Origin of the sequence: Clostridium sp. MCC353, from assembly GCF_018785315.1 — a bacterium.
Lineage (GTDB): Bacteria > Bacillota > Clostridia > Lachnospirales > Lachnospiraceae > CHH4-2.
In genome coordinates, this window is record NZ_WQPN01000031.1 from 25,263 (window position 1) to 37,904 (window position 12,642).

Sequence of the window (12,642 nt, forward strand, 5' to 3'; positions counted from 1 at the left end):
GCCTATTCACGGAAACGCAGCAATGTATTGAACAGATCCAGCGTGCCATAGCCGAATTCTTTATTGGGATATGTGTACGCCGGATTTCTGGATGCCCCCCGCACCAGGTAGCTTTTGACTCCGGCCTGATACATGGACAGGGTCATGGAATTTTTCAGCCCCCATCCGAAAAGGACGGCTGCGGCCCCTGCCACATGGGCTGCGGCCACGGAGGTGCCGGTTCTCCGGGTCATAGGGAAGACCCTGCCGTCTTCGGTGTCTCTGCCCAGGCCAGGACCATAGACATCCACGCCAGGTGCAGCAAGTTCCGGTTTAATTCCTTCGTCTCGTGTAAAACCACGGCTGGAATGGATGTAGATGCTGCCGTTCTGGTGATTATATGCGGCAACGGTGATCGGGCTGGGGGAGTTGCCCGGGCCGGTAATTGTGGTGTCTGGATTGGAACGCAGGAATATGGTATCATCACTTATAAATCCATGGACTGGGAGCCACATATGGTATTGCCCTGTAATAAAAAGCGAGTTGTAAACACGGATTCTCCACAGGCCTGCGGCAGGCGTCTCGAACCGGATGAATACAAGCTGGCTGCCGGAACCCGCCTCTGACGTGACATAATTGACCGTGATCACAGTCTGTTCCAGAAGGAGATTGATCCGGGTTTCATTTCCGCGTATCACCGGTATGCGTTCGATTTGTTCACCGGTGGGAGAGATAAAGCCCACGGTGTAAAGTTCGGCCTCTCTTGCCCACAATTCAACGGTAAGTCCCCGTTCCCCTTCTGCAACCCGCAGTTCCACCTCTTCATAATTCTCATCTTCCATGATATTTCCCAGAAAATGATGACGGAATCCGGTTTCATTTCCGGCTGCAATGACGCTGGCAACCCCTCCGGTCACGCTGATTCTTCGAAAGAACAGCCCCAGCGGCGATGTCCCTGAGTGGCTTCCTGAATTGGTTCCAAGGCCGATCAGCAGAACCAATGGAGCGTTATTCAAGTAAGACAGGTTCAGCAGATAACGGATGCCGGTTAAGATGTCATTTTCCTGGTAAGCGACTGCATCTTCCCTGATTCCGAAAAAATCCCGTAAATATTTTTTTGCAGGTTTTAATTTGACGATTCCAAAACTGCAGGCAGGCGCGGCTCCTATAAAGCTTCCGTCTTCCGTCTCTCCACCGCCTGCGATTCCTGCCATAAAAGTCCCGTGGCCGTCGGTGTCCATGGATGGAACGATATCGAGGGGAGAAGTGGAGGAAAGCGCTTCATTGATCTGGGTTTCCGTAAACTCCTGACCGTAAAGCAGGGAAAAGTCAAACCCGAAAGACACTCCGCCGGGACCATTTTCAGGCAGCGTCTGATCCCATATTCCAAGGATTCTGGTCGTTCCGTCAGGATTCCTGAATATCGGGTTGGTATAATCAATCCCGGTATCGATGATTCCTATGATAACTCCTTCACCCAGAGAACCAAAATTCGGCTGCGCCTGGCTGGCCGTAATGCCGGACGCGTCCATGCTGGAGGTGTCTAAAAGAGAATATAGTTTTGGAATTGTATCATAAGAATATTTTTCTAAAGACAAGGGAAGAACATCCTGTAGGGGACGGTAAAGAACAAGCAGTTCACGGCTGATAAAATCAATGCATGGTGAATCGTATAAACGGTACAGTTCTTCCAATGGAAGGCTTGTGTGCTGATAGATAAAATCGGCATAATCTTCAGAGGTAATATCTGTACTACAGGGATCCATAGCGTCTCCGCAATTATAAATTTTCTCTAGTATTATATGCAGGTTTATAGTAAAATGTTAACAATAAGTGCAAGAAGAGCAGGAGGTATCAGAATGGTTTTTATCTATGTGGCGGGAATAATTTTTGTAATAGATCTTCTGTTAAAGGAATCGATCGAGAAACAGGATCCGGAGACATTTCCAAGGGAACTGGAGAAAAGCCAGGGCAAAATACTTCTTTACCGCAACCACAATGCAGGTTTTCCTTTTGGCTTTTTAGAAGAAAAACCTCAATTGGTGAAGAACATCCCCTTAATCATGACGTCGGCCCTGGCCGGAATCCTTCTCTGGCTCCTTCCTAAAAAGGGGCAGCTGCTGGAAAAGACAGCGCTGACCTTCGCAATCGGCGGAGCGCTCAGCAACCTGTACGACAGAATGGTGCGGGGCTACGTGATCGATTATTTCAGCATCCAGTGGAAAAATCTGAAAAAGGTGGTGTTCAACCTGGGAGATCTCTTCATCTTTGCGGGGGCGGCGCTTCTGCTGATCAGCGAGGTGATTCAGGCGGTGAAGGAAAAATCTTTATTTAGGTGAGGAAGTAACGCAGGAAAGCGGGACGAGGGGACGGACTGGATGTTTGGATGCGGACGGACCAAGGGGAATCCTTCGGGGATGAAAACCAGCTTCCAACCGTAAGTGAAACTAAGGCTTCAGGAATAGAAAAAGACGGTCCGATGCCCATTCACGGTAAACTCTTTATGGGACTTTACCGTTCAGTGGGCATCTCAGAAACTGATTCGGTTTTCAGTTTCTGCCCGTCTTTTTCTATTCCTGGAGCCTAACTTTCACTAACGGTTTCCAGATGGCTTTCATCCCCGAAGGATTCCCCTTGGTCCGTCCGCATCCAAACATCCAGTCCGCCCCCTCGTCCCGCTTTCCTGCTGGTGTTCTCTGGCTCAAGTAATTAAAAACAATTTTACGAATTGTAAGGAAATTTGACATCAACCCTCAAGGCATTTTCGAAAATGCCTTGAGGGTTAATGTTTACCGTTCAGTGGAACTTAGGTTTTCAGCATCACAGAAGGCGGGCAGAAACTGAAAACCGAATCAGTTTCTGAGATGCCCCTGAACGGTGAAGTCATGAGGAGTTCGCCGTGAATGGGCATCGGACCGCCTTCTGTGATGCTGAAAGCCTTAGTTCCACTTAACGGTTGGAATCAGATCCCTGGATCGGTTGTTTCCCCGGTTCCACTCCCGGCCTGGTTCTCCGCCATCCGCCCGCCCCGCTTTTCTGCGTAACTTCCGCGAATCAAATCCCGCCCGCCCCATTTACTTATGGTTGACAGAACGCCGTATATCATGTACAATCAGAAGCAAAATATTAAAAAACAGGAGTTGATTTTTTTGGATTCGAGTGACGTCAAACAGTTGCTTGCGATTATTATTTTACTATGTCTTTCCGCATTTTTTTCATCAGCAGAGACAGCGCTTACCACGGTGAACAGGATCCGTATCCGTACATTGGCAGAGGCCGGAGATAAAGCTGCGATTACCCTGACAAAGGTGATCGAGGACCAGGGTAAGATGCTGAGCGCAATTCTCATCGGTAACAATATTGTAAACCTGTCCGCATCTTCATTGGCGACAACCTTTACGATTCATGTTTTTGATAACAGGGCAGTTGGTATTGCAACCGGTATCTTAACATTAGTGATCCTTGTTTTTGGGGAGATCACGCCTAAAACATTATCCACCATTTATTCGGAAAAGATTGCATTGAAGTATGCGGGCGTTGTGTATGCATTGATGTATTTGTTAACGCCCGTTATTTTTGTTGTAAATAAATTATCTCTCGGTTTTTTGCTGCTTTTACGGATTAATCCCAATAAGAAACAGGATGCGATTACCGAAGATGAACTGAGAACTATAGTAGAAGTGAGCCATGAAGAAGGTGTCATTGAAACAGAAGAGAAGAAGATGATCACCAATGTGTTTGATTTTGGGGATTCTCTGGCCAAGGATATTATGGTGCCGAGAATTGATATGGTGTTCGTGGATGTAAAGATGACATACGACCAGCTTCTGGAACTGTATAAGGAAGAGCGTTTTACCCGTATGCCGGTTTATGAGGAAACGACGGACAATGTTATCGGCATTATTAATATGAAAGACCTGCTTCTTTTGGAAGACAAGGAGAACTTTTCTGTCCGGGACTACCTGCGCCAGCCTCTCTATACCTATGAATTTAAGAAGACGGCAGAGCTTATGGTGGAGATGCGCCAGACATTTAATAATATCGTGATCGTGCTGGATGAATACGGGGCCACGGCAGGTCTTATCACGCTGGAAGATATGCTGGAAGAGATCGTGGGCGAAATCCGTGACGAATACGACGAAGACGAAGAAGAGAGCCTGATCCAACTGTCTCCGGGAGAATACCTGGTGGAAGGTTCCATGAAGCTGGACGATTTGAATGATCTTCTGGAATTGGAACTGGAATCGGATGACTATGATTCCATCGGAGGTTTGGTGATAGGGCTTTTAGACCATCTGCCTGACGAGGGCGAAGAAGTAACCCATGAAGGGGTGCGTCTGGTTGTAGAAAAGGTGGAGAAAAACAGGATCGATACCATACACATGTATATACTGGAGCCGGAAGAACAGGCGGAAGACAACAAAAGCGCCTGACAGCACAGAATTCCGTTTTCCTGTCATCCATGAGGACAGCAGAAAAACGGAGTACAGGCCGTGGGACGTGCGGATGGCAGGAATGGACTTTTAAACATGCCTCAGCTCATCATGCCGCCGACTGTGCCGCTCAATGCGCAGATGGCCAGTGTGGTCCCGATCTGTGTGATGTTTCCGTTCAAACCTTTTCCCATTACCATGGACACCAGAAACAGAACCAGAAAATACAGGGCGCCCAGTATAAACCCCCAGAAAAAGCGGCGCTGCCGGATACCTTTTCCCATCAGAAATCCGCCGAACAGACAGGTGATGATATAGATGGCGTTGACGGCGATAACCACCTGGCTTTCCTTTAGACGCAGCTTGTATAGGGCGAATGCGGAGACAACGAGAAGGATGCCTGTCAGCAGATAGGAAAAAAGAAGGGATCTGAGTACCACTTTCATTTTTGAGTTTGCCATTTGTGAACTCCTTTATCAGATTTCTATGCTTCAATATATTCTTTCGGGCATTGAGATATGTCCCAAGTTACCTAAAAAACTTGCGCTTGGGAAGAACATGTGATATAATTTTCAGGACTTCAAACAATTCGCGGGGCGAATTGAATAAATCAGGAGGGTGATAGATATGAAACATGTAAAAACATTAAGCAAAAACACATTGAAAGATACAATGAAAAAGGGCGGATGCGGTGAATGCCAGACTTCCTGCCAGTCAGCCTGCAAAACATCTTGCACAGTAGGAAACCAGAGCTGCGAGAACGCCGACAGATAATTGCTGTCTGGGATTTTGCAGTTTACATAAGGTGACCGGGAAGTAATAAGATAAGGCAGATAAGATATGACCCCTATGGTCGGCCAGATCGTAGGGGTCTTTCGCTTGTTTTTCTATGTATAAATTCCAATCAGAGATTGGGCACTAGACAAGGAGAATATTTGTGATCCATCAGTATAAAAATAACGGCTACAACATCGTGCTGGATGTGAACAGCGGTTCCGTCCATGTTGTAGATGACGCGGTATATGATGCCATAGAAGCGGCATCGTCCATTATGCCGGAGCTGGATAAAGCCCAGGAACTGCCGGGAAACGTGATTTCAGCGGTCAAAGAAGCTCTTGGCGGACGGTATGAGGAAACATTAATTCAGGAGAGCCTGGATGATATTCAGGAATTAATTGATGCAGAGGAACTGTTTACAAAAGATGTATATCAGACCTATGTGACTGATTTTAAGAAAAGGGAGACTGTGGTCAAGGCTTTATGCCTGCACATTGCCCATGACTGTAATCTGGCCTGCAGGTACTGCTTCGCGGAAGAAGGCGAGTACCATGGACGCAGGGCGCTTATGAGTTTTGAGGTGGGAAGGAAGGCTTTGGACTTCCTGATTGCCAATTCCGGCAGCCGCAGAAACTTGGAAGTGGACTTTTTTGGTGGCGAACCGCTGATGAACTGGGAAGTTGTTAAGCAGTTGGTGGAATACGGACGCTCAAAAGAGGAAGAATATAATAAGAGGTTCCGTTTTACCCTGACAACCAATGGCATTTTGCTGGATGACGAGGTGATGGAATTCTGCAACAGGGAGATGAGCAATGTGGTGCTCAGCCTGGATGGCAGAAGGGAGATCAATGACCTGATGCGTCCGTCCAGAAATGGCAAGGGCAGTTATGATATCATCGTCCCTAAATTCCAGAAGTTTGCGGAGAGCCGCAAACAGATGAATTATTATGTGAGGGGGACATTTACCCGCAATAACCTGGATTTCTCTCAGGACGTGATTCATTTCGCAGACCTGGGATTTAAACAGATGTCCATTGAACCGGTTGTTTCCCTGCCGGAAGAGCCGTATTCCATCCGGGAAGAAGATCTGCCTAAGATCATGGAAGAATACGATAAGCTTGCGGTGGAGTACATTAAGAGGAAAAAAGAAGGAAGAGGGTTTAATTTCTTCCATTTCATGATAGACCTGCAGCAGGGGCCGTGTGTGGCCAAGCGGCTGGCAGGATGCGGATCGGGTACGGAATACCTGGCCGTAACGCCGTGGGGAGATTTGTATCCCTGCCATCAGTTTGTTGGCGAGGAAGGATATCTCCTGGGCAATGTGGATACCGGAATTACCAATACTGCGGTCAGGGATGAATTTAAGCTCTGCAACGTGTATGCAAAGGATAAATGCAGGGACTGTTTTGCCAGATTTTACTGCAGCGGAGGCTGCGCGGCCAATTCCTTTAAATTCCACGGTTCCATTACCGATGCGTATGAGATCGGATGCGAGATGCAGAAGAAGCGGATTGAGTGCGCGATTATGATTAAAGCGGCATTAGCCGACGAATAGAAAGAGGAGAACAAAATCATGAAGAACAACAAAGGAAAAGGCCTGATTGGCCTGCTGATTCTGTTGATTGCCATTGGCGTGTTCGGATTTTTTGGTTATGATACCATGGACGATATCAAACTTGGTCTGGACCTGGCCGGCGGCGTCAGCATCACGTATCAGGCTGTTGATCCGGACCCGAGCGCGGAGAGTATGTCGGATACGATTTACAAGCTGCAGCAGAGGGTACAGAACTACAGTACAGAGGCTGAAGTTTATCAGGAAGGCAGTAACCGTATTAACATCGATATTCCGGGAGTATCGGATGCCAATGCTATTTTGGAGGAACTGGGTAAACCGGGCTCCCTCATTTTCACGGATGAAAATGGGCAGCAGTTATTGACCGGAGACCAGGTGGCCTCTGCAAAAGCAGTAGTCGGAGAGCAGAACGGCGTTAGGAAATATATGGTCAGCCTGACCTTTACACCGGAAGGCACCAAGGCATTTGCGGATGCGACCACTGCCAATGTGGGCAAGAGAATTGCCATTATATATGATGGAAAAGTTTATTCCAATCCGGTGGTGCGTGAGGCAATTACCGGAGGCGAATGCCAGATTGACGGTATGGTTGATTATGAAGAAGCCGAGAACCTGGCAGCGACCATCCGTATCGGTTCCCTGTCTCTGGAACTGGAAGAACTGCGTTCCAACGTAGTTGGCGCAAAATTAGGACAGGAAGCCATTTCCACCAGCTTGAAAGCAGGCGCTATCGGATTCGCGATTGTTGCGGTGTTTATGATTATTGTGTACCTGGTTCCAGGTCTTGCGGCCGTATTGGCGCTTTGCCTGTATGTTGGCGTTATTTTGATTACGCTGGCGGCATTTGAAATAACCCTCACCCTTCCGGGTATTGCAGGTATTGTGCTTTCGATCGGTATGGCGGTGGATGCCAACGTCATCATTTTCACCCGTATTAAAGAAGAGATCGGGCTTGGAAAAACGGTTCATTCAGCGATTAAGACAGGTTTCAATAAAGCTCTTTCCGCGATCATCGACGGCAATGTTACCACTTTAATTGCTGCGGTGGTGCTGTTCTGGAGAGGTTCAGGAAGTGTGAAAGGATTTGCGGCAACGCTGGCAATGGGTATTGTACTGTCCATGATCACCGCGTTGTTCATTACTAAATTTGCTTTATACGGCTTATATGAAATTGGATTCCAGAATCCTAAGTTCTACGGAATCAAAAAGGATACCAAGATAATCGATTTCCTTGGCAAGAAAAAACTCTGTTTTGCGATTTCGCTCATCATGGTGCTGGCAGGATTTGTATTCATGGGAGTGAATATGGGTTCGGTCGGAGCGCCGTTTAACTACAGCATGGAATTTAAGGGCGGAACTTCAACAAACGTAACATTTAATGAAGATTTGTCCCTGAATGATATCTCTACAAAGGTAGTTCCGCTGGTTTCTGAGGTGACAGGCGATCCGGAAGTCCAGACCCAGAAGGTTGCGGGAACCAATGAAGTGATTATTAAAACAAAGACGTTATCTGTAGAACAGCGTCAGGCCCTCAGCGAATCCATGGTTAAGAATTTCGGCGTGGAAGCTGAGAAGATTACAGCGGAAAGCATTTCCGGCGCGGTCAGCAATGAGATGAAGAGAGATGCTGCTGTTGCGGTTGTTATCGCTACGATCTGCATGCTGATCTATATCTGGTTCCGGTTTAAAGACATCAAGTTTGCGGCCAGCGCGGTTTTAGCCCTTCTCCATGATGTGCTGGTGGTTATCACCTTCTATGCGGCGGCAAAATGGTCGGTTGGCTCCACATTTATCGCTTGTATGCTGACCATCGTGGGTTATTCCATCAACGCTACGATCGTTATTTTCGACCGTATCCGAGAGAATATGGCTGCCAAGACCAATAAGCAGACCTTGGCTGAAGTAGTGAATCTGAGTATTACACAGACATTTACAAGAAGTATCAATACTTCTTTAACCACCTTTATCATGGTATTTGTATTGTTCCTGTTAGGAGTTTCTTCGATCCGTGAATTTGCACTTCCGCTGATGGTGGGTATTGTCTGCGGTACTTACTCATCCGTTTGCGTAACCGGTGCTCTGTGGTATGTCATGACAATGGCAAAGCAGAAGAAAAAAGAAATCTAATAGACGGGATGAACGATGGAATATAAAATCATAGCGAGAGATGGACGTGCCAAAAGCGCGGAGATGAAAACCGTGCATGGTACGGTCCAGACTCCTGTGTTCATGAATGTGGGTACCGTTGCCGCCATAAAGGGAGCGGTATCTACTGATGATTTAAAAGGGATTCATACTCAGATTGAGCTGTCCAATACCTATCATCTGCATGTGCGCACAGGAGATCAATTAATTAAAAAGTTCGGCGGCCTTCATAAGTTCATGAACTGGGACAGGCCGATTCTTACGGATTCAGGCGGATTTCAGGTATTTTCTCTGGCCGGATTGAGAAAGATAAAAGAAGAAGGGGTTCATTTCAACTCCCATATTGATGGAAGGAAAATCTTCATGGGGCCGGAAGAGAGCATGCAGATCCAATCGAATTTGGGATCTACCATAGCTATGGCTTTCGATGAGTGCCCGCCCAGCCATGCGGACTATGAATATATCAAAAAGTCTGTAGACCGGACTACCCGGTGGCTGAAACGGTGCAGGGCGGAGATGGACCGTTTGAATTCCCTTCCGGATACCATCAACAGGCAGCAGCTCTTGTTTGGAATCAACCAGGGCGGCGTTGTGGATGAAATCCGTATCGAACATGCCAAAACCATTGCGGCCATGGATCTGGACGGCTATGCGGTAGGCGGTCTGGCTGTCGGCGAAAGCCATGAGGAAATGTATCATATTCTGGATGTGACGGTTCCCCATCTGCCTTCGGATAAGCCCACCTATCTGATGGGGGTTGGAACACCGGCCAACATACTGGAAGGGGTGGACAGAGGGGTTGATTTCTTCGACTGTGTATATCCCAGCAGGAACGGGCGCCATGGACATGTTTATACCAATCATGGAAAGCTGAACCTGTTTAACCAGCAGTATGAATTGGATCCGCGTCCGATTGAAGAAGGCTGTCAGTGTCCGGCGTGCCGGTCTTACAGCAGAGCTTACATCAGGCATCTGTTTAAAGCGAAGGAGATGCTGGGAATGCGATTATGCGTCTTGCATAATTTGTATTTTTATAATACAATGATGGAAGAGATTCGCGACGCGATCAGAGAACAGCGCTATGCGGAATACAAAGCCAAAAAACTGGCAGGCATGGCGGCAGGGCAAAGCGAAAAGTAATACCGGTTTTGCCATGAGAAGAGAGGAATACGCCGCCAGGCGGTTCTTATATTGAAGGAGGAAGTTTTTATGTTAACAGCATCAAACCTTATGAGCGGTCCTGGATTCTGGATTATGTATGCTATCTTAATTTTCGGACTCATGTATTTTATGGCGATCAGGCCACAGAAGAAAGAAAAGAAGAGAATGCAGGAACTTATGGCGAGTATTGCGGTGGGAGACAGCATTTTAACTACCAGCGGTTTCTACGGTGTGGTAATTGACATGACTGATGATACTGTGATCGTTGAATTCGGCAACAACAAGAACTGCCGTATTCCTATGCAGAAGCAGGCCATTGTACAGGTTGAAAAACCGGAACTTTAATGAATGAGAGCATTGCCAGGAATGGCAGTGCTTTTTTTTGCACATATGATCTGCTACAGGCGGTGAAGTTTCTGATACTGTTTAGGCGTCAAGCCTGTCCTCTGTTTAAAAATTCTGCTGAAATGGGCCTGGTTGGAATAGCCGGACAGGAATGCGGCTTCTTCCACCGTATGATTTTGATGAAGGAATTCTTTGGATTTTTCCAGACGGTAGCGTATGATATATTCACCAGGGGATTCCCGGCAGGTCTCATGGAATAGATGGTATAATGCCGTTTTGCTCAAAAGAAATCTGCGGCACAGGCTGTCAACGGTCAGCTCCTTCGCATAATTGCTGCTGATATAGGAGATGATGCGGTAAAAGGTTTTATGGTTTTCAGAGCCGGCCAGCAGAATCCCATGATATTCCCGGTATCTCCGGTTAATAAAAAGCAGGAGCTGGGCCAGCAGCAGTTTTTTTGACAATTCGCATCCATAAACCGTTCCGGGATCGGCGGTTTGGTAATGAAGCAGCTCTTCCAGATAGGCAGCCGCTTCTTTTTTTTGTTCGTCCGAGGCCAGGGGCAGGAGGTGAGGGGTATTGACGCCCCGGTAAATAAAGCATTCCTGCAAATCGGCATCAGAAGAGAAGCCGGAGAGGTATTCCGGTGAGAAAAAAAGCACATAACGGAAGCAGGGCTGGTTTTCGCTGGTCCGGAGACAGTGGAGATCCATGTGGTTCAGCAGCAGAAAACAGCCGGGAGGAACCACAAGCGTCTGGTTTTCCAGTTCGCAGATCAATTCATCGGTCAGTGAAAAAACGATTTCGAACTGGCTGTGGATATGGAATGGCTTTTTTGACGAAATGATATCGGACTTATATTTTATTGAAAAATCATCTTCGAGTATGGCGCTGTATTTTAATAATTCTTTTTTCATAGTTTCCTTTAAAACGGAGTGTTTACCTGGCCGTCAGTGTATTTGGATAAAAAACGCAAAAAAATTGATAGGAAATGCAAAGCAATTCATTTGCCCTTAGTATAACATGAGAGTATTGAAAATGAAAGGTAGTGAAAGATTCCTATGAATTACAGTGAAAAAGTGTACGAGTTATTGGAATTATTGGAAAATGGCCTGGTTGGGGAAATAGAAGAGGAGAAGGCGGAAAGGATTAAAAAGGCGCTGGATTATGAGCCGGTTGAAAAAATACCCCTGCGTGTGATCTACCCCAGCCGGCCGGGTTATGAACCGGCCGCGATGGAATGCATTCATCAGGATATGGACGCCATGATGTATAATGAACTGATCAAATGCCTTCCGGTCATCGAACTGCGGGACGACACGGTCCCTATGATCCGGGCCAATTACGGAACCGGAACGCTGCCTTCTCTGTTTGGAGCAAAATACAGGATCATGGGGAACAATATGCCCTGGGTGTCGCATCTGACCCAGGATGAAATAGACGGTTTTATCCGCAGCGGAATGCCGGATTTAAACGGGGGCCTGAGCAGGAGGGTGACCGCGACCCACGAACATTATCACAAACGCCTGGCGGAATTTCCAAAGTGCCAAAAATACATAAGGGTTTACCATGCGGATCTGCAGGGGCCCTTTGACGTCGCCCATCTTCTGTGGGGAAGTGATATCTATATGGAAATGTACGATGATCCGGACCGGGTAAAGGCATTTTTAAATGTGGTTACGGATACCTATATCGCCTATATGAAGCAGATTCTGAGTGAGACAAATGCCGAGACAGACGACGGGTTCCATTATCACTGGTCCAGCATCTATAAAGGCAGAATCACCCTCAGGGAGGACAGCAGCGTGAACCTGTCCCGTGAATTTTATGAGGAGTTTATAAAACCATGCAATGAAAGAATTGCGGATGCATTTGCTCCTATTACCATGCATTTTTGCGGAAGGGCGGATCAGTGGATACACAGTCTCATCGCAACCCGCAATATACAGGGGCTTAATTTTGGGTATATGCCGGGGAAATTTGATAATGAGTTTTTACGGTTTATCCATAAAGAATGCCGGGAAAAGGGAGTTGCCATTCAGGATTATAAATGCAATGAAGAGGAGTACCGGAAACTGGACAGGAGTATTTTTCAATCAGGCATTACATACGGTGTCAATGTGAAAAGTTATGAAGCAGCGTGCGGGATTGAAAAATCATACCACAGCGCCGGGATATGTGGTACAATTTAGGCTGAATGAATTTTAATAGAATGATTTTGCCTGATGG

General features: G+C 47.0%; 12 protein-coding genes. 9 read left to right on the forward strand and 3 right to left on the reverse strand.

Annotation, left to right across the window (positions count from 1 at the left end; translation table 11 throughout):
* Positions 1-2: 2 nt before the first annotated feature.
* On the reverse strand, positions 3-1,745 hold the full coding sequence (locus GPL15_RS07700; RefSeq protein WP_215697657.1) for a S8 family peptidase: 1,743 nt from the start codon (positions 1,743-1,745) through the stop codon (positions 3-5).
* Between the two features lie 93 nt (positions 1,746-1,838).
* Between GPL15_RS07700 and lspA the strand changes: the two genes are divergently transcribed.
* From lspA to GPL15_RS07715, 3 genes are all read left to right on the forward strand, one after another.
* The gene (gene lspA, locus GPL15_RS07705) at positions 1,839-2,318 is read left to right on the forward strand and encodes a signal peptidase II (RefSeq protein WP_215697659.1); all 480 of its coding nucleotides are present in this window, start codon (positions 1,839-1,841) and stop codon (positions 2,316-2,318) included.
* A gap of 47 nt (positions 2,319-2,365) precedes the next feature.
* Positions 2,366-2,566 (forward strand): hypothetical protein, encoded by a 201-nt coding sequence (locus GPL15_RS07710; RefSeq protein WP_215697660.1) that lies wholly within the window; start codon positions 2,366-2,368, stop codon positions 2,564-2,566.
* A 562-nt stretch (positions 2,567-3,128) separates the two neighbouring features.
* Positions 3,129-4,412 (forward strand): hemolysin family protein, encoded by a 1,284-nt coding sequence (locus tag GPL15_RS07715; RefSeq protein ID WP_215697661.1) that lies wholly within the window; start codon positions 3,129-3,131, stop codon positions 4,410-4,412.
* 101 nt (positions 4,413-4,513) lie between these two features.
* Here GPL15_RS07715 and GPL15_RS07720 read toward each other — a convergent pair whose 3' ends face one another.
* Positions 4,514-4,873, reverse strand: a complete 360-nt coding sequence (locus GPL15_RS07720; RefSeq protein WP_215697662.1) for a TIGR04086 family membrane protein — start codon at positions 4,871-4,873, stop codon at positions 4,514-4,516.
* 166 nt (positions 4,874-5,039) lie between these two features.
* Here GPL15_RS07720 and scfA point away from each other — a divergent pair, with 166 nt between their 5' ends.
* The 5 genes from scfA (at position 5,040) to yajC (ending at position 10,413) form a co-directional block, all read left to right on the forward strand.
* On the forward strand, positions 5,040-5,186 hold the full coding sequence (scfA, locus tag GPL15_RS07725; RefSeq protein WP_103229930.1) for a six-cysteine ranthipeptide SCIFF: 147 nt from the start codon (positions 5,040-5,042) through the stop codon (positions 5,184-5,186).
* Positions 5,187-5,349: 163 nt separating this feature from the next.
* A complete protein-coding gene (gene scfB / locus GPL15_RS07730) occupies positions 5,350-6,744 on the forward strand; it encodes a thioether cross-link-forming SCIFF peptide maturase (protein ID WP_215697664.1) in 1,395 nt (464 codons plus the stop codon).
* 18 nt (positions 6,745-6,762) lie between these two features.
* A complete protein-coding gene (secD, locus tag GPL15_RS07735) occupies positions 6,763-8,889 on the forward strand; it encodes a protein translocase subunit SecD (protein ID WP_215697666.1) in 2,127 nt (708 codons plus the stop codon).
* 15 nt (positions 8,890-8,904) lie between these two features.
* Entirely contained in the window at positions 8,905-10,047 is a 1,143-nt protein-coding gene (tgt, locus tag GPL15_RS07740; RefSeq protein ID WP_215697669.1) for a tRNA guanosine(34) transglycosylase Tgt, read from the forward strand.
* 69 nt (positions 10,048-10,116) lie between these two features.
* Positions 10,117-10,413 (forward strand): preprotein translocase subunit YajC, encoded by a 297-nt coding sequence (gene yajC / locus GPL15_RS07745; protein WP_215697672.1) that lies wholly within the window; start codon positions 10,117-10,119, stop codon positions 10,411-10,413.
* 53 nt (positions 10,414-10,466) lie between these two features.
* On the opposite strand, the gene GPL15_RS07750 is transcribed toward yajC, so the two are convergent.
* Positions 10,467-11,330: an AraC family transcriptional regulator gene (locus GPL15_RS07750; protein ID WP_215697673.1), complete on the reverse strand. Its 864-nt coding sequence runs from the start codon at positions 11,328-11,330 to the stop codon at positions 10,467-10,469.
* Positions 11,331-11,474: 144 nt separating this feature from the next.
* Between GPL15_RS07750 and GPL15_RS07755 the strand changes: the two genes are divergently transcribed.
* Positions 11,475-12,605, forward strand: coding sequence for a uroporphyrinogen decarboxylase family protein (locus GPL15_RS07755; RefSeq protein ID WP_215697676.1), 1,131 nt, complete (start codon positions 11,475-11,477; stop codon positions 12,603-12,605).
* Positions 12,606-12,642: the final 37 nt, after the last annotated feature.

Excerpts from the sequence above, each read along its gene's own strand:
- GPL15_RS07700 (WP_215697657.1), bottom strand. The coding sequence starts at position 1,745 with ATGGATCCCTGTAGTACAGATATTACCTCTGAAGATTATGCCGATTTT.
- lspA (WP_215697659.1), top strand. The coding sequence starts at position 1,839 with ATGGTTTTTATCTATGTGGCGGGAATAATTTTTGTAATAGATCTTCTG.
- GPL15_RS07710 (WP_215697660.1), top strand. The coding sequence starts at position 2,366 with ATGCGGACGGACCAAGGGGAATCCTTCGGGGATGAAAACCAGCTTCCA.
- GPL15_RS07720 (WP_215697662.1), bottom strand. The coding sequence starts at position 4,873 with ATGGCAAACTCAAAAATGAAAGTGGTACTCAGATCCCTTCTTTTTTCC.
- scfA (WP_103229930.1), top strand. The coding sequence starts at position 5,040 with ATGAAACATGTAAAAACATTAAGCAAAAACACATTGAAAGATACAATG.
- secD (WP_215697666.1), top strand. The coding sequence starts at position 6,763 with ATGAAGAACAACAAAGGAAAAGGCCTGATTGGCCTGCTGATTCTGTTG.
- tgt (WP_215697669.1), top strand. The coding sequence starts at position 8,905 with ATGGAATATAAAATCATAGCGAGAGATGGACGTGCCAAAAGCGCGGAG.
- yajC (WP_215697672.1), top strand. The coding sequence starts at position 10,117 with ATGTTAACAGCATCAAACCTTATGAGCGGTCCTGGATTCTGGATTATG.
- GPL15_RS07750 (WP_215697673.1), bottom strand. The coding sequence starts at position 11,330 with ATGAAAAAAGAATTATTAAAATACAGCGCCATACTCGAAGATGATTTT.
- GPL15_RS07755 (WP_215697676.1), top strand. The coding sequence starts at position 11,475 with ATGAATTACAGTGAAAAAGTGTACGAGTTATTGGAATTATTGGAAAAT.